General features: G+C 70.6%; 17 protein-coding genes and 1 riboswitch. Of the genes, 9 read left to right on the top strand and 8 right to left on the bottom strand.

The features are described from left to right. Positions 1-4 precede the first annotated feature (4 nt). Positions 5-706, top strand: a complete 702-nt coding sequence (locus CLV71_RS28495) for a hypothetical protein (RefSeq protein WP_133905939.1) — start codon at positions 5-7, stop codon at positions 704-706. Positions 707-931: 225 nt separating this feature from the next. Then, positions 932-4,051 (top strand): isoleucine--tRNA ligase, encoded by a 3,120-nt coding sequence (gene ileS / locus CLV71_RS28490; protein ID WP_133905938.1) that lies wholly within the window; start codon positions 932-934, stop codon positions 4,049-4,051. Positions 4,052-4,135: 84 nt separating this feature from the next. Here the strand turns inward: ileS and CLV71_RS28485 are convergent, their stop codons facing one another. Continuing rightward, on the bottom strand, positions 4,136-4,792 hold the full coding sequence (locus CLV71_RS28485; protein ID WP_133905937.1) for a TetR/AcrR family transcriptional regulator: 657 nt from the start codon (positions 4,790-4,792) through the stop codon (positions 4,136-4,138). A gap of 57 nt (positions 4,793-4,849) precedes the next feature. On the opposite strand from CLV71_RS28485, the gene CLV71_RS28480 reads away from it, so the two are divergent. After that, positions 4,850-5,464: an ATP-binding cassette domain-containing protein gene (locus CLV71_RS28480; RefSeq protein ID WP_166664293.1), complete on the top strand. Its 615-nt coding sequence runs from the start codon at positions 4,850-4,852 to the stop codon at positions 5,462-5,464. Position 5,465: 1 nt separating this feature from the next. Then, entirely contained in the window at positions 5,466-7,391 is a 1,926-nt protein-coding gene (locus CLV71_RS28475) for a YhgE/Pip family protein (RefSeq protein WP_166664292.1), read from the top strand. Here CLV71_RS28475 and CLV71_RS28470 read toward each other — a convergent pair. Beyond that, entirely contained in the window at positions 7,381-7,635 is a 255-nt protein-coding gene (locus CLV71_RS28470; RefSeq protein ID WP_133905934.1) for a DUF167 domain-containing protein, read from the bottom strand. The genes CLV71_RS28475 and CLV71_RS28470 overlap by 11 nt on opposite strands. Before the next feature lie 222 nt (positions 7,636-7,857). Continuing rightward, the gene (locus tag CLV71_RS28465) at positions 7,858-8,868 is read right to left on the bottom strand and encodes a pentapeptide repeat-containing protein (RefSeq protein WP_166664291.1); all 1,011 of its coding nucleotides are present in this window, start codon (positions 8,866-8,868) and stop codon (positions 7,858-7,860) included. 225 nt (positions 8,869-9,093) lie between these two features. Between CLV71_RS28465 and CLV71_RS28460 the strand changes: the two genes are divergently transcribed. After that, a complete protein-coding gene (locus CLV71_RS28460) occupies positions 9,094-10,578 on the top strand; it encodes a potassium/proton antiporter (RefSeq protein ID WP_243866751.1) in 1,485 nt (494 codons plus the stop codon). Between the two features lie 4 nt (positions 10,579-10,582). Here the strand turns inward: CLV71_RS28460 and CLV71_RS28455 are convergent, their stop codons facing one another. The 4 genes from CLV71_RS28455 to sthA form a co-directional block, all read right to left on the bottom strand. After that, positions 10,583-11,230: a response regulator gene (locus CLV71_RS28455; protein ID WP_133905932.1), complete on the bottom strand. Its 648-nt coding sequence runs from the start codon at positions 11,228-11,230 to the stop codon at positions 10,583-10,585. A 114-nt stretch (positions 11,231-11,344) separates the two neighbouring features. Further along, a complete protein-coding gene (locus tag CLV71_RS28450) occupies positions 11,345-11,620 on the bottom strand; it encodes a PIN domain-containing protein (protein WP_133905931.1) in 276 nt (91 codons plus the stop codon). Then, positions 11,592-11,723, bottom strand: coding sequence for a hypothetical protein (locus CLV71_RS50185; protein WP_279588760.1), 132 nt, complete (start codon positions 11,721-11,723; stop codon positions 11,592-11,594). Before CLV71_RS50185 ends, CLV71_RS28450 begins: the two co-directional genes overlap by 29 nt. 367 nt (positions 11,724-12,090) lie before the next feature. After that, on the bottom strand, positions 12,091-13,494 hold the full coding sequence (gene sthA, locus CLV71_RS28445; RefSeq protein WP_133905930.1) for a Si-specific NAD(P)(+) transhydrogenase: 1,404 nt from the start codon (positions 13,492-13,494) through the stop codon (positions 12,091-12,093). A gap of 71 nt (positions 13,495-13,565) precedes the next feature. Further along, a riboswitch (SAM riboswitch) is annotated at positions 13,566-13,681 on the top strand. Between the two features lie 40 nt (positions 13,682-13,721). On the opposite strand from sthA, the gene CLV71_RS28440 reads away from it, so the two are divergent. The 4 genes from CLV71_RS28440 (at position 13,722) to CLV71_RS28425 (ending at position 16,817) form a co-directional block, all read left to right on the top strand. Beyond that, on the top strand, positions 13,722-15,026 hold the full coding sequence (locus CLV71_RS28440) for an aminotransferase class V-fold PLP-dependent enzyme (protein ID WP_133905929.1): 1,305 nt from the start codon (positions 13,722-13,724) through the stop codon (positions 15,024-15,026). Between the two features lie 19 nt (positions 15,027-15,045). Then, positions 15,046-15,615 (top strand): signal peptidase II, encoded by a 570-nt coding sequence (gene lspA, locus CLV71_RS28435; RefSeq protein WP_133905928.1) that lies wholly within the window; start codon positions 15,046-15,048, stop codon positions 15,613-15,615. 38 nt (positions 15,616-15,653) lie between these two features. Next, on the top strand, positions 15,654-16,541 hold the full coding sequence (locus tag CLV71_RS28430; protein ID WP_166664300.1) for an RluA family pseudouridine synthase: 888 nt from the start codon (positions 15,654-15,656) through the stop codon (positions 16,539-16,541). 66 nt (positions 16,542-16,607) lie between these two features. Further along, positions 16,608-16,817: a hypothetical protein gene (locus tag CLV71_RS28425; protein ID WP_133905926.1), complete on the top strand. Its 210-nt coding sequence runs from the start codon at positions 16,608-16,610 to the stop codon at positions 16,815-16,817. A gap of 3 nt (positions 16,818-16,820) precedes the next feature. Here CLV71_RS28425 and CLV71_RS28420 read toward each other — a convergent pair whose 3' ends face one another. After that, a complete protein-coding gene (locus CLV71_RS28420) occupies positions 16,821-17,828 on the bottom strand; it encodes an AsnC family protein (protein WP_243866750.1) in 1,008 nt (335 codons plus the stop codon). Positions 17,829-17,919 lie beyond the last annotated feature (91 nt).

Genomic DNA, 17,919 nt, shown 5'->3' with positions numbered 1-17,919 from the left:
ATCAGTGCTGTACATAGTCCTGGCGTTGGTGCTGGCGGCCTTCGGGTTGCTCATCGGCGCGCTGACCACAGCCAACACGCTGTGGGCCTGGATCTCCGTCGTCGTGAGCGTGGTGGCGGCCACGCTTCTCGTCATGGACTGGCTCAAGGGCAGGCGCGCCAAGGCGGCCGGCACCGACGAGTCCATGCGGCCTCGGTCGGTCGTGGTGGGTGGCTCGCGGCAACGTCGCGAGGAACCCGCACCGGTCGACGACCTGGATGACCTCGACGACTTCGATGACGGCTTCGACAAGTTCGACGAGCCGCCGAAGGAGTTCCCGCCGAGGGACATCCAGCGCGAACCGATCTCGAACCTCGCCTTCGAGCCGCCGGTGAAGGCAGAGCTGCCTGGCGGCCCGATGGACGAGCGGACCGTCGTGACCGAGGCGGTCGAGAAGCCCGACGCCGGTCCCGAGAGCCTCGACCTGGCCGGCGAGCCGGGGGAGGAGCCGACCGACGCGAGCGACCTGCTGGTGGTCGCCGGCCTCAGTGCCGAGGTACGCGTCGTCGACGAACATCCCCGCTACCACCTGGCGACGTGTGTGTGGCTGGCCAACCGGCCGACGATCCCGGTAGCGGTCTCCGAGGCACGACAGCTGGGCTTCACCCCCTGCGCCCGCTGCGGTCCGGACGGGGTGCTGGCGGCCAGACACCGGGCCGCGCGTTAAGGCACTTGCCAGCTCTGGCATCCTTGAAGTACAGGCGTTGAACCGGCCATCACCGGTGAGCCTCCGGAAGAACGGGCCTCGGCCTCACTAGAACCGGACGGGTGCGGCCCGTGACAGCCGTCCAACGAGCGGTCGGTGTGCTCGCGCACCGGCAAGCGGGGTGGTACCGCGGCATTACGTCGTCCCCGTGTGGAGACGCACAGACGACGTAGGTAGGGACCACCGATGGCATACCCCAAGGCGCAGTTCGGCTCGGACAAGGGCGTGGCTTCCCAGCCGTCCTTCCCGAACCTCGAGCTGGCCGTGCTCGACTACTGGAACACCGACAACACGTTCCAGGCCTCCATCGAAGCGCGCCCCGCCGGCGAGAACGGCGCGAACGAGTTCGTCTTCTACGACGGCCCGCCCTTCGCCAACGGCCTGCCGCACTACGGCCACCTGCTGACCGGCTACGTCAAGGACGTCGTCCCGCGCTACCAGACCATGCGCGGCAAGCACGTCGAACGCCGGTTCGGCTGGGACACCCACGGCCTGCCCGCCGAGTGGGAGGCCGAGCAGCAGCTCGGCATCAAGACCAAGGCCGAGATCGAGGAGATGGGCGTCGCCGCGTTCAACGACGCCTGCCGGACCTCCGTGCTGCAGTACACGCAGCAGTGGCGCGAGTACGTGACCCGCCAGGCACGCTGGGTCGACTTCGACAACGACTACAAGACGCTCGATCTCGACTTCATGGAAAGCGTCATGTGGGCGTTCAAGTCCCTGTGGGACAAGGGCTTGGTATACGAGGGCTACCGCGTCCTCTGGTACTGCTGGCGTTGCGAGACGCCGCTGTCCAACACCGAGACCAAGATGGACGACACCTACCGCGACCGGCAGGACCCGGCCGTGACGGTCGGCCTGCGCCTCGAGACCGGCGAGCTGGCGCTGATCTGGACGACGACCCCGTGGACGCTGCCGTCGAACCTGGCGATGGCGGTCCACCCCGAGGTCGACTACGTGACGGTGGAGGCGAACGGCGAGAAGTACCTGCTCGCCGAGGCCCGCGTCGCCGCGTACGCGCGTGAGCTGGGGGAGAACCCGTCGGTCGTCGCCCGCTACAAGGGCAGCGAGCTGCTGGGCCGCAAGTACACGCCGCCGTTCGACTTCTTCGTCGGCACGGAGAACGCGCACCAGATCCTGGCCGCCGACTACGTCACCACCGAGGACGGCACGGGTGTCGTGCACATCGCGCCCGCCTACGGTGAGGAGGACAAGGTCGTCACCGACGCGGCGGGCATCACACCCGTCACGCCGGTCGACCCGCACGGCCGCTTCGACGCGACCGTCCCGCCGTACCAGGGCATGCACGTCCTCAACGAGGCCAACGGCCAGATCATCAAGGACCTCAAGGCCAACGGGAAGCTGCTGCGCCACGAGACCTACGACCACGCCTACCCGCACTGCTGGCGCTGCGGCAACCCGCTGATCCAGCGCGCGGTGACGTCGTGGTTCGTGGCCGTGACCAAGTTCCGCGACCGGATGGTCGAGCTGAACAAGCAGATCAACTGGGTGCCCGCCCACGTCCGTGACGGCCAGTTCGGCAAGTGGCTGGAGAACGCCCGCGACTGGTCGATCTCCCGCAACCGGTTCTGGGGCAGCCCGATCCCGGTGTGGGTGTCGGACAACCCCGAGTACCCGCGGGTGGACGTGTACGGCTCGCTGGACGAGCTGGAGCGCGACTTCGGCGTGCGCCCGACCGACCTGCACCGGCCGCACATCGACGAGCTGACCCGCCCGAACCCGGACGATCCGACCGGCCGGTCGACGATGCGCAGGACCCCGGAGGTGCTGGACTGCTGGTTCGAGTCCGGCTCGATGCCGTACGCGCAGGTGCACTACCCGTTCGACAACCGCGAGTGGTTCGAGCACCACTACCCCGGCGACTTCATCGTCGAGTACAACGGCCAGACGCGTGGCTGGTTCTACACCATGCACGTACTGGCGACGGCGCTGTTCGACCGCCCGGCGTTCCGCAACGTCGTCGCGCACGGCATCGTGCTCGGCGACGACGGGCAGAAGATGTCCAAGTCGCGGCGCAACTACCCGGACGTCAACGAGGTGTTCGCCCGCGACGGCTCGGATGCGATGCGCTGGTTCCTGATGTCGTCGCCGATCCTGCGGGGCGGCGACCTGGTGGTGACCGAGCGCGGCATCCGCGACGCCGTGCGCCAGGCCGTGCTGCCGCTGTGGAACACGTGGTACTTCCTGGCGCTGTACGCGAACGCGGAGGGCGTCGAGGGCACGTGGCGGACCGACTCGAAGCACGTGCTCGACCGGTACGTGCTGGCGAAGACGCAGGAGCTGGTGGTCGACACCCGCGCGGCGCTGGACGTGCTGGACCTGTCCGGTGCGTGTGCGGGTGTGCGGGAGTACCTGGAGGCGCTGACCAACTGGTACGTCCGCCGGTCGCGTGACCGTTTCTGGGCGGGTGACCAGGACGCGATCGACACGCTGCACACGGTGCTGGAGGTCGTGTCCCGGGTGGTCGCGCCGCTGCTGCCGCTGACGGCGGAGGCGGTGTGGCGTGGCATCACGGGTGAGCGGTCGGTGCACCTGGTGGACTGGCCGGGCGACGACCTGCTGCCGTCGGACGCGGCCCTGGTGAGCGGGATGGACCGGGTTCGCCAGGTCTGCTCGGCGGCGCTGGCGCTGCGGAAGTCGAACAAGCTGCGGGTCCGGCTGCCGCTGGCCTCGCTGGTGGTCGCGGCGCCGGACGCGGACCTGCTGGAGCCGTTCACGGACCTGGTCGCCGACGAGGTGAACGTCAAGGAGGTCACGCTGACCACGGATGTGGCGGCACACGGCCACTTCGAGCTGGTGGTCAACGCACGGGCCAGCGGGCCCCGGCTCGGTGCGGACACGCAGAAGGTCATCCGCGCGGTGAAGGCGGGCGAGTGGACCATGTCCGGCGAGACCGTGGTGGCGGCGGGCATCGAGCTACTGCCCGGCGAGTACCAGCGGCGACTGGTGGCCACGGACAGGGGCGCGACGGCCGAGCTGCCGTCGTCGTCCGGGCTCGTGGTGCTGGACACGGAGACCACCCCGGAGCTGGAGGCCGAGGGCGTGGCCCGCGACCTGGTCCGCGTGGTCCAACAGGCCCGCCGCGACGCTGATCTCGACGTCGCCGACCGCATCACGGTGACGGTGTCGGCGCCCGAGGAGGTAGTGGCTGCCGTGCGCCCGCACGAACAGTTCCTGGCCGGCGAGACCCTGGCGAACGAGGTCACCTACGGCCCCGCCACCGACGGCTTCGCAGGCACGGTAGGCGACGGCGTCGACGTGAAGGTCACGGTCACGAAGGCCTAGATCATCCTGGCCGGCACGCACGGAGCTGTGCTCCCATGTGTGCCGGCCAGGCGGTGTCCACGATCGGGGCGGCGAACCCGGTGGTCAGGAAGGCGTCGACGCAGGGCGGGTGACGGCCGCGAGCAGTACTGGCGCCATCTGGCGGGTCAGTTCGTGCGGTGCGAGCTTGTCCGGCTCGACGTAGGCCTGGGTCACGCCGCCCTCGTTGAGGGCGAACAGCCAGCGCGCGAGGTCGTCGGCGGACACGGTCAGCTCGAGGCCCATCTGCTCGACGACCTCGGTGACGTGCTTGGCGAAGATCGCCCGGGTCTTGTTGCGGGCCGCGGCGAAGCTCGCGCCCGCGGCCGGGTTGCGGATGGCGTGGAGGGCGAACTCGGCGTTGACGAGGAACCAGCGCCGGTCGTGGGGCACCGACGTCAGGGTCTCGGTGACCATCGTCGCGAAGTCGCCGTCCGCGGTCCTCGCCGCGGGTAGCGCGTACTTGTCCAGCGCCGCCAACACCCGTTCCGACTGGCGGTAGTACAGGGCGATCAGCAGCTCCGTCTTCGAGGAGTAGTTGCTGTAGAAAGCACCTCGGCTGAATCCCGCCCGTTCACAGACTTCTTCGACCGAAGTGCCGTGAAATCCTCGCTCCGCGAACGCGTCTAAGGCAGCATCCAGTAAGCGGGCTTGCGTCTGTCGCCGTTTGCGGGACAGTGGTCGGGTGGCGGCGCTCTCCGCTGTCTGAACTGGCTGACCCATACCCCCAAGAGTACATTGTCGTATCGGATACGGGAATGTATATTTTGGGGAGGTCGTGTGATCGAGGCGACGGGCTTGGGCCTGCGCACCCGCCGGGGCTGGGTGTACCGGGACGTCGACCTCACGCTGCCGCCGGGCTCCGTGGCCGCCGTCGCCGGACCGGCAGGCAGTGGCCGCACCATGCTCCTCCTCACCCTCGCCGGCCGCGCGCGCCCGACCGCGGGCGAGCTGCGTGTCGGCGACGCCACCAGCCGATCGGCCCTCCGCCGCGAGGTCACGGTCGCCCGTGCCACCGGCGCCGTCGAGCTGGACCCGGACCTGACCGTCGGCGACCACCGCCGCGAGGCCGGCCTGCTCCACCGCGGCGCGGATCCCGGCTGGGCGGAGGAACTCGTCGGCGTCGACCTCGACGGCACCACGGTCGTCGGCGACCTCGCGCAGGACGACGCGACGCTGTTCGCCCTCGCGCTCGCCATCTCCGCCCGCCCGGCCGCCGTCGTGCTCGACGACGTCGACACCCGCACCACCCAGGAACAGCAACGCCGCGTCTGGGCCGCGCTGGCCGCCGTCGCCGATGCCGGCATCACCGTCGTGTCGAGCACGACCGACGCGGGTCTCGCCGACGGCGTGCTCGTGTGCGACCTCGGAAGGGACCTCAGTGGCGCCGTTTAGGTTGGCCTGGTTCGAGATCAAGCGGTTCCGCACCCCACTGCAGCGTCTGGCGCTCGCGTTCGTCGTGCTGGTGCCGCTGCTGTACGGCGGGCTGTACCTGTGGTCCAACTGGGACCCGTACGGCAGGCTCGACCAGATCCCGGTCGCGGTGGTGAACGAGGACCGCGCCGTCACGGTCAACGGCCAGCAGGTCGACGCCGGGAAGCTCTTCGTGGACGAGCTGAGGAAGGACCGGATCTTCGACTGGCACTTCGTCGACCGCGCGGAGGCGGCCCGCGGCGTGCACGACACCGACTACTACTTCCAGATCTCCGTGCCCCGAGACTTCTCCCGCAAGCTCGCGAGCGGCGCGGAGGCGACACCCCAGCGTGCCCGCATGCTGATCACGCTCGACGACGCCAACGGCTACATCGTCGGCAAGATGGCGCAGACCGTGCAGGCGTCCCTGGAGAACAAGATCAGCGCGGCGGCCGTCAGCGCGTACTTCCAGTCGGTGTTCGACAACCTCGAGAGCCTGCGTGCCGGCATCCACCAGGCCGCCGACGGAGCCGGACAGCTGCGGGACGGCGCCGCGACCGCCGAGCAGGGCAGCGCGACCCTGGCGAGCGGCATCGGTGACCTGAAGGCTGGCGCGGACGAGCTCGCGCCCGGCGCACAACAGGTCTCCGACGGCGTCTCGGCGATCGCCAACGTGGTGGTGCCCGCCGCGAACACGATCGCGGACGCGCTGCCGTCCTTCACCCAGGACGCGGCTACCGCGGCGTCGGCGGCGGACTCACTGGCCGGCGCGGCCGCGCAGACGGCCGACACCGTGGCTGGCGGCGCCGACTCGGTGCAGAGCCGGGTGACCGCGGTGGGACAGGCACATCCCGAGCTGCAGGCCGACCCCGGCTACCAGGAGCTGGTGCGGGTGACCGGCCAGGCGGCGGGCTTCGCGAACCAGGTCGACGCGTCGGCGACGGCGCTGAGGACGACGACCGCGTCCGTGAACGCGCACGCGCAGCAGCTCGCGGCGGACGCGCCCCGCCTCCAGTCGGAGGTCCGCGGCGCGGCGACGCAGATCTCGCAGCTGGACTCGGGTGCCAAGCAGGTCGCGTCCGGCGCGGCACAGCTGGACGACGGCCTCGGCACGGCGGCGACCGGCGCGACCTCCCTGCACGACGGCGTGGCGAAGCTGTCCTCTGGCGCGGCGTCGCTGGCGTCGGGCCTGTCGGACGCCGAGACCAGGATCCCCGTCCTGTCCGACGACCAGAAGAAGACCAACGCCGCGACCCTGGCGTCGCCGGTGGACGTGGCGACGGAGAACCTCCACCCCGCGGTGACCTACGGGCGCGGCCTGACCCCGTTCTTCTTCGCGATCGCACTGGTGGTCTTCGGCATCACGGCATTCCTGATCCTGCGCCCGATCTCGGCGCGGGCCCTGGCGTCGCGGGCGGGTGACGTGACGGTGGCGCTCGCGGGCTGGCTCCCCGCGGCGACGTGCTGTGTCGTCGGTGGCCTGGTGCTGTTCCTGGTGCTGGACGTGTTCCTCGGCCTGGACCCGACGCTGGCGTGGGCGATGATCGGCCTCGTGGTGCTGGCCGCGGCCGCCTTCACGGCGATCGCGCACCTGTTCCGGACGTGGCTCGGCGGTGTGGCGAGCGCGGTGGTGCTGGTGTTGTTGCTGCTGCAGCTGACCGCGTGTGCCGGCACGTATCCGTACGAGACGCTGCCGGGCTTCTTCCGGGCGCTGCACTGGGTGCTGCCGATGACGTACTTCGTGGACGGCCTTCGGGTGACGACCACGGGTGGCAACACCGCCCACCTGGTGCGGGACGCGTTGGTACTGGCGGGTTTCCTGCTCGTGGCACTGGCGCTGACGACGCTCGTGGTACACCGCGAACGCGAGTGGACGATCGCGAAGCTGAAGCCGGACCTCAGCCTCTGAGCAGTTCCCGCAGCCGTTCTGGTGCGTCGGGCAGCTCGACGACCTTGTCCCGACCCCGATCACCGGCGACGATCACGACGTCCTGCCTGCGCACGCCGAACGCCGTGGCGAGGGCCCTGCGCACGGCCTCGTTGGCCTTCCCGTCGACAGGAGGCGCGGCGACCGCGACGACGAGCGCGTCCCCGTGCCTGCCGCCGACGGCCTCCCGCCTGGCGCCGGGCTTCACGCGGACCGCGAACCTCACGCCAACACCTCGTCCGCTACGTGGCGCCGGAACGCTCCGCGGGCTCCGCTGCACCGGCGCCCTCCGCGGTCGAGGTGTCGGCCTGAATATCGTTGGTTCGCTTCGCAGGCTGCGCTCACGCCGCCTCCTCGTCCGCTACGTGGCGCCGGAACGCTCCGCGGGCTCCGCTGCACCGGTCGAGGTGTCGGCCTGGATTCCGGTGGTTCGCTTCGCAGGCCGCGTTCATGTCGCCTCCCCGTAGGTCCTCGGACGCAGGGGCAGGTCCGTGCGGACGACCCCGGCGGGCGTGAACCCTTCCGGCCACGCGGTGTCGTCGTCGACCACCGCCCCGGCGAGCGTGGCACCGTCGAGCTCGGCTCCGGTGAGGAGGGCGCCGCGAAGGTCCGCCTGTTCGAGCCGGGCGCGGTCGAGGTGCGCGCCGGTGAGGTCCGCTCTGGACAGGTCGGCGGCCCGAAGATCGACATTGCTCGCGAGGACCCCGGCGAGGTCCGCGTCCCGGAGGTCGGCCTGGTGCAGGGAGGCGTCGATCAGCGTGGCCGCCCGGAGGTTGACCCCGCTCATGTCGGCACCCGCCAGGTCGGCGCCGAACAGGACGGCCGAGGAGAGGTCGGCGAAGTGCAGGTCGGTTCCCGCGAGCCGCGCGAACCGCAACCGGACGTCGGGCGCCTGGACGCGGTCGAGGACGAGCGGCGTCCGTCCGGCACGCCGCCCGAGGACGAGAAGGGCGACGTTGACGTCGGTCTCGCGCTGCCCGGTGACGGCCCGTCGCTTGACGAACAGGCACAGGACCTCGTCAACGGCCTGCCGGTCTGCCCTGGAGGTGCGGGCGATCCGTTCGAGGGCGTAGATCCCGCCGAGGCGGACGCTCTCCTCCGGATCGCCGAGGTGGGTGATGGCGCCGGCGAACGCGTCCGTGACCTGACCGGCGCGGCTGACCTGCACCTGCCGCCAGGTGAGGGCCGCGCCGATCACCACCACGAGCCCGCCGACCGCCTGCAGCACGCCGGCACGGACGTCGTTGACGGCCCGCGCGCGGTCCGGGGTGGTCGCGCCCGCGAGGTCCCAGTCGAGCAGCAGCCGGGGGAGGAACAGCGCGGCGAACACCACCACGACCGCCGCGGCGACGCCGAGCGCGACGCGGACGGTCGAGCCCCGCCAGGCCGTGGCGGACGGCTGTTCGAGGCGAGGGGGATGGCCGGGTAAGGGAGGGAACCGATCCTCGAACCGTGCCACCGGAACCTCCACGCGCCATGGTCCGGTTTGGCCTCCGGCCCCCGGTTCCATGATCTCACGGACCACCGACGGTGACGGGGGCCGTAACCGGGCGAGCGCTTGCGTCGTAACCATTCCCGCCGCGAACGGGGTGATGATGTCGACCACTCGTGTGTCGCGGGGAGGTGGATCGCGCTAGGTTTTTTCGTCGGGTATCTCCGAATCGACCATGTGCAGGAGGAAGGTGTGGCCCAGGAGTTGTCGGTCGTGCTCGGGGCCGTCGCCGCCGTCCTGTTGGTCTCGGTGCTGGCCGTGCGGGTCTCGGTGCGGCTCGGGTTCCCGTCTCTCGTGCTCTACCTCGCCATCGGTGTCCTGCTCGGCGAGGGCGGCATCGGGATCGAGTTCGAGAACGCCGCGCTGACCGAGTCGCTCGGGCTCGCGGCGCTGGTCCTCATCCTCACCGAGGGCGGGCTGACCACGCGCTGGTCGGAGGTCCGCGAGTCGTTCTGGCCCGGCGTCGTTCTGTCCACTGTGGCCGTCGCGGTGAGCATCGCCGTCACCGGTGCCGGCCTGCACCTGGTTCTCGGCCTCGACTGGCGTTTCGCGCTTCTCTGGGGCGCGGTCCTCGCCTCGACGGATGCCGCGGCCGTCTTCAGCGTCCTGCGCAACCTCTCGGTCAGCAGGCGGCTGGCGGGTGCCCTGGAGCTCGAGTCCGGCATGAACGACGCGGCGGCCTACCTGGTCGTGGTGCTCCTCGCGGCCGGCAGCACGGCAACCTGGCTGGACCCGCTCCTGGCGATCTACGAGCTGGTGGTCGGCGGACTGGTCGGCGTGGGTCTCGGCTGGTTGGGCAGCCACGCACTGCGCCGCGCGGCCCTGCCCGCCACGGGCCTCTATCCACTCGCGACGGTCTCCGTCTCCGTCCTCGCGTTCTCGGGAGGAGCGTTCATCCACGCGTCGGGCCTGCTGGCCGCCTACGTCGCCGCGCTGGTGCTGGGCAACTCCAAGCTCCCACACCGCAACGACACGCTCTCCTTCGCGGAGGGGCTCGGGTGGCTGTCCCAGATCGGCCTGTTCGTCCTGCTCGGACTCTTCATGTCACCGAACCGCCTCCTGGACGCGGTCGTCCCCGGCCTGGTCGCGGGCGTGGTGGTCACACTGCTCGCGAGACCCATCTCCGTCGCGGTCTCGCTGATGCCGTTCCGCGTGCCGTGGCGGGAACAGGCCTTCCTGTCGTGGGCGGGCCTGCGCGGTGCGGTGCCGATCGTGCTCGCGATGATCCCGATCACCGAGGGGGTGCCCGGCGCGCACCGGCTGGTCGACGCCGTGTTCGTGCTGGTCATCGTGCTGACGATCGTCCAGGGCAGCACTCTGCCACTGGTCGCGAGATGGCTGGGACTCGCGAAGACGGGCGAGACCCGCGAGGTCGACGTCGACGCCGCCCCACTGGACGAGCTGGGCGCGGTGCTGCTGACCTTCACCGTGCCCGCCGACTCCCGGATGCACGGCGTGTACCTGCGTGAGCTGCGCCTGCCGATCGGCGCGACCGTGAGCCTGCTGGTCCGCGAGGGCGTCGGCCACACGCCCGCGCCGACGATGCGCCTGCAGGAGAAGGACCAGCTGCTGGTCGTGGCCACCGAACAGGCCCGCGACGTGACGGAACAACGCATCCGCGCGGTCGACCGGGCAGGCCGCTTCGCCCGCTGGCGCGGCGAGACCGGCAAGGACTGAGCCGTCACACAAGCCCGGCCTCGTAGGCGACGATCGCCGCCTGAACCCGGTTGGCGACCTCGAGCCGCCGAAGGATGGAGGTGACGAAGACCTTCACCGTGCCCTCCACGATGTGCAGCCGCCGCGCGATCTCCGCGTTGGGCAGCCCTTCCCCGATCAGCGCGAGCACTTCGCGTTCCCGAGGTGTCAACGAGTCGACACGAGCCCGCGCCCGCGCCGAACTGGCGAGGCGGTCACCGCCGACCTGCTGGATCACCCGGTGCGCGACAGCGGGCGACAGGAACGCGGCCCCACCGGCAACCGCCCGGATGCCGGCGAAGAGCTCGAGGGGGTCACCGGTCTTGAGCAGGAATCCCCGCGCCCCACCCCCGAGCGCGGCGGCAATGTGCTCGTCGGCGGAGAACGTCGTGAGCATGAGGACGCCGGTCGCGGGCACGGTCCTGGTGATCTCCGCCGCGGCGGCCAACCCGTCGAGCACCGGCATGAGGATGTCGAGCAGCACGACATCCGGCCGATGCGCGGCCACCAACTCGACGGCCTCCCGCCCGTCCCCGGCCTCCGCGACGACCTCGAACTCGGGCTCGGCCGCCAACACGGCCCGGATCCCGGCCCTGGTGAACGCCTCGTCGTCGGCGATCAGCACACGGATCATCTCGGCACGGCCTCCCTTTCGGGTAGACAACGGCCGACGAACGGCACGCAGCCATACTGCCCGAACACCTCCACGGCCGGCCCGCCGGCATGCTGGTCGTGGGGCACAGCAGAGCTACATGTTGAAAAGGTTGGTCCCATCGCCGGGGAAGAACGGCTCGTCCACCCACACACCTTCGACGCGTTGTCCGACCGGGAAGTCGTCGGTGTCGAAGGTCAGGAAGACGTCGGCTTCCTGTTCGATGGCACCTGCCAAGTGGATGGCGTCGCAGGTGCCGCCCTTGATGACGTTGGCGAGCAGGAGCTGCCGCGCCTTCAGCGCCGTCGCGCGGTTGACTCGACGAGCAGCAGCGGCAAGATCATCAGGTCGACTGGTTGGCTTCGGCGGCACGAATCAGCCGGTCGACCAGCTCCCATCCGGGCATGCGTCGCATGTACCGGATGAAGACGTTGCTGTCGAAGTAGACCAGGTCGAAGGAGTCAGGACGCGTCACTCGCCCACGTTCCAAGCAGTTCGGTGAGCGGAGGAGGACACCGCTCGCCTCGATCCGCTTCCCGAGAGCGGCAGTGACGGAGTCGAGCAACTCGGGAGTGAACTTGATCGCCACCCCGTGCTGCGCCCCGGCCGTCCGTGTGCGGTCACGTCCTCGATGCTCTTCAACAGATCCAGGACGTGCCGAAGGCCCACGAGTACCTTCCCGGCGTCTATCTCGCCAGGCGTCCCGTGTACGTGAATCCCCAGCTCGGCCGCCATGCCCCTATCGTCTCACGCCGATGCTGGACCGCGACGTGCCTCGCATGCCCCGATCGCGTGACACATCGGGCGCCGTATCACCTTTCTGACGTCAGCGTGTCCGACGCTCATTCCGTCAGCATGCTGATCTGGCGCATCTTGTTGGTGGCGTCCAAAGCGGCGACCTTGTACGACTCGGCGAGGGTCGGATAGTTGAACACCGTGTCCACGAGGTAGTCCACGGTGCCGCCACAGCCCATCACGGCCTGTCCGATGTGGACAAGCTCCGTCGCGTTGGTGCCGAACACGTGCACGCCGAGCAGTGACCGGTCCTCCGGCGACACCAACAGCTTCAGCACGCCGTACGAGTCGCCGATGATCTGCCCGCGGGCCAGCTCCCGGTACCGCGACACACCGACCTCGAACGGGACCCGCTGCTCGGTCAGCTCGTCCTCGGTCCGACCGATGTAGCTGATCTCCGGAATCGTGTAGATCCCGATCGGCTGGAGCTTGTGCATCTCGTGCACCGGTTCGCCGCACGCGTGGTGCGCGGCCAGCCTGCCCTGCTCCATCGACGTCGCCGCCAGCGCCGGGAAGCCGATCACGTCGCCGACCGCGTAGATGTGTGCCACCTCGGTCCGGAACGACGAGTCGACCTTGATCCGCCCACGCGCGTCCGCCGCGAGGCCCGCGGCCTCCAGACCGAGCTCGTCGGTCATGCCCTGTCGCCCGGCGGAGTACATCACCGTGTCCGCCGGGATCTTCTTGCCGCTCTCCAGCGTCGTGACCGTGCCCCGCGCATAGCGCTGCACCGCGGTGACCGTCTCGCCGAACCTGAAGGTCACGGCCAGGTCCCGCAGCTGGTACTTGAGCGCCTCGACGACCTCGGTGTCACAGAAGTCGAGCATCCGCATCCGCTGCTCGATCACCGTCACCTTCGTGCCCAACGCGGCGAACATCGACGCGTACTCGATGCCGATCACACCGGCACCGACCACGATCATCGTCCTGGGGATGCGTTCCAACCCGAGGATGCTGTCCGAGTCGATGATCGTCTGGCCGTCGAAGTCCACAGTGTCCGGTCGCGCGGGCCTGGTGCCGGTGGCGATCACGATCTTCTCGGCCGTGACCTTCCGCTCCTGCCCGCTGCCGTCGGTCACCTGCACCGTGTGCGGGTCCAGGAACCGGCCCATCCCGGGCAGCAGCGCGACCCCGTTGCGCGAGAGCTGACTGCGGATCACGTCCACCTCGCGACCGACCACGTGCGACGTGCGCGCGGTCAGGTCGGCGATCGTGATGTCCTCCTTGACGCGGTAGCTCTGCCCGTACAGGTCCCGCTGGGACATCCCGGTCAGGTACATCACCGCCTCGCGCAGCGTCTTCGACGGGATCGTGCCCGTCTGGATGCACACGCCGCCGATCATGTTGCGCCGCTCGATCAGCGCCACGGACGCGCCGAGCTTCGCGGCGGCGATCGCCGCCTTCTGCCCACCCGGGCCCGAGCCGAGCACCAGTAGGTCGTAGTCAGCCATGGCGCCCAGTCTGACAAGCGTCACAACCATTGGACAGGTATTCAGCCCATCGGCTACCTTTTCTTCACGTAGGTCATGAGCGCCAGCGTCAAGCCCCGGCTCGCTGGCCGGCAACCCTCCAGCCGCGGTGGGGTGCCCCGGGTGAGGACCAGGCCTCCCGCGGGGTGCGGGTTGGCAAGCGCGGACCCTCGTGAGCACAGGGTCCCCGGACCCAGGAGACGCATCAGATGACGCTCGCGATCCCACACGCACGGGCCGCGGTCGAAGTAACCGCCTCGGTACCGTCGGTGGCAGGCAGCCGACTCACCGTCCCACTGGTCGACGGCAGGACAGTCCAGTACGCGAACCTCGACCACGCGGCGAGCGCGCCGTGTCTCGACGCGGTCCAGGACGCGGTCAACGAGCTGCTGCCCTGGTACGCGAGCGTGCACCGCGGCGCCGGGTACGCGTCGCAGGTGTCGACCAGGGTGTACGAGCGGGCACGTGAGGTGGTCCGCGAGTTCGTCAACGCGCGCCGCACCGAAGAGGTGATCTTCACCCGCAACACGACCGACGCGCTGAACCTGCTGGCCAGGGCTTTGCCGAGGTTCACGTCGGTGATCGTGTTCGACACCGACCACCACGCCGCCATGCTGCCGTGGCGCGGGCCGAACGTGTTCAGGGTCACGCCGACGGACAGCGTCGAGCGCGACCTCGACGAGGCGCTCGGCCAGACGCCGACCGGGCCCCGCCTGGTGGTGGTCACCGGCGCCGCGAACGTGACCGGCGAGCTGTGGCCGGTGGCCCGGCTCTCGGCGGTCGCCCGCAGGCACGGCGCCAGGATCGTCCTCGACGCCGCCCAGCTCGCCCCGCACCGGCCCGTCGACATGCGGGCGCTGGACGTCGACTACGTGGTCCTCTCCGGCCACAAGCTGTACGCGCCCTTCGGCGCGGGCGCGCTAGTCGGCCGCGCGGACTGGCTGCGTGCCGCCCACCCCTACCTGGCGGGCGGTGGCGCGACCCGGCAGGTCACCGAGCACGGCGTCTCCTGGCACTACGGACCCGAACGGCACGAGGCGGGCACACCGAACGTGGTCGGCGCCCACGCGCTGGCCGTGGCCTGCGAGACGCTCGGCAAGCACTGGGACGCGGTGGCCGCCCACGAGGAGGCGCTGCTGGACCGGCTGCGCACCGGGCTCGCCGCGATCCCCGGCGTCCGGCAGCTGTCGATCTTCGGCGACGACTCGCCCAGGGTCGGGGTCGTCAGCTTCACCGTCGAGGGCCAGGACCCGGGGCTGGTCGCCGCGTACCTGTCCGCCGAGCACGGCATCGGCGTGCGGGACGGCCTGTTCTGCGCGCACATCGCGACCGCGCGGCTCGCCGGTGGCCGGGCGCTGCGGGCGAGCCTCGGCCTCGGCAGCACGGCCGAGCACGTGGACCGCCTGCTCACGGCGCTGCGCCAGGGGCCTGCGGAGGAGTACGAGCTGGTCGACGGCCGGTTCGCGCCGGTCGAGGACTCCCGTCCGCTGCCCGCCTTCCTGTCCACGTCATGAGACCGTGGACAATGGGTGGGTGACCGAAGAGACCAGCGCCGATCTCCCCACGGCGACCGACACCGACCAGGCTCCACCACTGCCGACGCGGCGGGCGTGGCTGGTCGTGATCGTCGCACCGGTCGTGCTGGCCGCCGACCTGGTCAGCAAGCAGCTCGCGTTGGGCGGGCTCGAGGGCGAGCAGCCGGTCCGCGTGCTCGGCGGGCTGTTCTACCTGCAGATCGTGCGCAACCCGGGTGCCGCGTTCGGCATGGCCACCGGCATGACGTGGGTGCTGACGCTGATCGCACTCGCCGTGGTCGTCGGCATCATCTGGGTGATGCCGAAACTTCGCTCGACCGGGTGGGCCATCGGCCTGTCGCTGGTGCTCGCCGGCGCGGTCGGCAACCTCGTCGACCGGTTCTTCCGCGCCCCCGGCGCACTGCACGGCCACGTCGTGGACTTCCTGTCCCCCTTCGCGCCCAACGGCGACGTGTTCCCGGTGTTCAACCTGGCCGACTCGTCGATCGTGTGCGGTGGCGTGCTGATCGTGCTGATGGCACTCATGGGTCGCGACTACGACGGCAGCCGAACGGCGGACAAGAAGTGAACTCTCGAACCCTCCCGGTGCCCGACGGCCTCGACGGCATGCGGGTCGACGCGGGCCTCGCGAAGCTGCTCGGCCTGTCCCGCACGGTGATCGCCGCGCTGGCCGAGTCCGGCGACGTGAGCCTCGACGGCCGCGCAGCGGGCAAGTCCGACCGCCTCACCGCGGGTGCCTGGCTGGAGATCACCCTCCCCGAGCCGGAACGCGAGGGCGAGCCGGCGCCCGCCATCGAGGTCCCCGGCCTGAAGATCGTCCACGAGGACGACGACATCGTGGTCGTGGACAAGCCGGTCGGCGTGGCGGCCCACCCGAGTCCCGGCTGGACGGGCACGACGGTGATCGGCGGCCTCGCCGCGGCGGGGGTGCGCGTGTCGACGTCCGGGGCCGCGGAACGCCAGGGCGTCGTGCACCGGCTGGACGTCGGTACCACGGGTGTCATGGTGGTGGCCAAGAGCGAGCACGCGTACACGGTGCTCAAGCGCGCGTTCAAGGAACGCACCGTGGAGAAGGGCTACCACGCGCTCGTGCAGGGGCACCCGGACCCGTCGGCGGGCACGATCGACGCCCCCATCGACCGCCATCCCAAGCACGACTACAAGTTCGCCGTGGTCGCGGGCGGGCGGCCCAGCGTGACGCACTACGAGACGCTGGAGGCGTTCCGTGCCGCGTCGCTGGTGGACGTTCGCCTGGAAACCGGCCGCACACACCAGATCCGCGTCCACTTCGCCGCGCTGCGCCACCCGTGTGTCGGCGACCTGGCCTACGGCGCGGACCCGACGCTGGCCAAACGCCTCGGTATGACCAGGCAGTGGCTGCACGCGCGGCGCCTCGCGTTCCACCACCCCTCGGACGGCCAGTGGGTGGAGTTCACCAGCGAGTACCCCGACGACCTGCGCAGGGCGCTGGACCGGCTGGCCGCCGAGAGCTGAGGATCTCCCACCGCCCCGCCGTTTCGCGTACGTTGGACGGCAACCCGACGAGGGGTGAGGTGGCGCATGCCGGACGGACAAGAGCACTTCCTGGTCGACGGTGTGGCTCCGGCCGTGATCGGCGGCGGCCCACCGGAACCGGCGTCCGAGCCGAGGCGCCCACCGGCGAACACCGAGCCGCCGACCTCGCCCATCCCCGTGCTCGACCCGTACGCGACCCAGCCCCGGCAGGAGAAGCGCGGGTCCTGGGTGTCCAGGATGTTCCGGTCGGAGTGACCGTCAGTTCTCGACCGTCCAGGTCAGCGCCCTGGACTCCTCGTCGGGGCGGGGGCTCCACCGCACGGACGTGACCTCGGTGTTCTCCGGCACCACGTAGACCGTGTGCCCACCCTGCGTCTCCCCGGGCGGCACACCGATCCGGTGCGGCGGCCGAGACGACAGCGACACCGGCGCCTTCGAGATCGTCCTGCCCTCGGGCGTCACCAGCACCAGGTACAGGTCGGGCAGCGACTGGAACGCCACCGCTCCCCGGTTGGTCAGCTCCGTGTGCACGACCACCGACCGCTCACCCTCCTGCAGCCGGTAGCCGGCCGCGGTGAACAGGTAGTCGGCGGGGTCCACGACCTCCACGAGCGTGATCGACAGCCGCTCGCCCTCGAGCCCCTCGGTCTGCAGCGCCGACCCGACCTTGCCCTGCCGCACGTCAGGCTTCTCGGCCCGGACGGTGGGCTGCGTCATGTCCTGCGGCGGGGCGTCGCCCCTGGCCCACGTCGACGTCTGCGGCGGACCCCACATGCTGATCGGTGCCTCGACCTGGGGTAGCGGCTGCTGCACGGGTGCGGCGAACGGCTGGCTCGGCGGGCCGGTCTGCGCGGGGAACGGCGAGCTGGGTGGTCCCGTCCGGTGCATCATCGGCTGCTGCTGCACGACCGGCTGCTGCATCGGCTGCATCTGGTGCGGCCCGGACTGCGGCCCGACCGGCCCCTGCTGCTGGTACGGCGCCTGCATCGGGCCGGACGGCGGGTAGGGCCCGGTCGGGGTGCCCTGCACGCCGTAGGGCTGCTGCATCCCGTACTGCGGCTGTGCCGCGGCCATCGCGACCTGGCGGAGGCGGACCGGGTCGCACTCGACGCCGACGAGCAGGGGCAGACCGGTGGCCGAGAGCGCGACCAGCCGCGAGGCGACCTCGCGGGGGTCCATGCCCACTCGTGCGGCCACCTCGTGCACCGCGGCCCTGCCCATCTCGGCGACCACGCCGAGGAGCCGGACGTCTACCGGATCCGTCACGGCTCGCACGCTACCCCGTCCACTCGATCATCGCGGCGGAAGCCGCGCCCACCGGAGGCATTCTCCTCCCCGTCCAGCGGACAGGTACTGG

This window comes from Actinophytocola oryzae, from assembly GCF_004364325.1.
Lineage (GTDB): Bacteria > Actinomycetota > Actinomycetes > Mycobacteriales > Pseudonocardiaceae > Actinophytocola > Actinophytocola oryzae.
The sequence above is the reverse complement of the archived record's forward strand: the minus strand, read 5'-3'. Positions and strand labels throughout refer to the sequence as shown.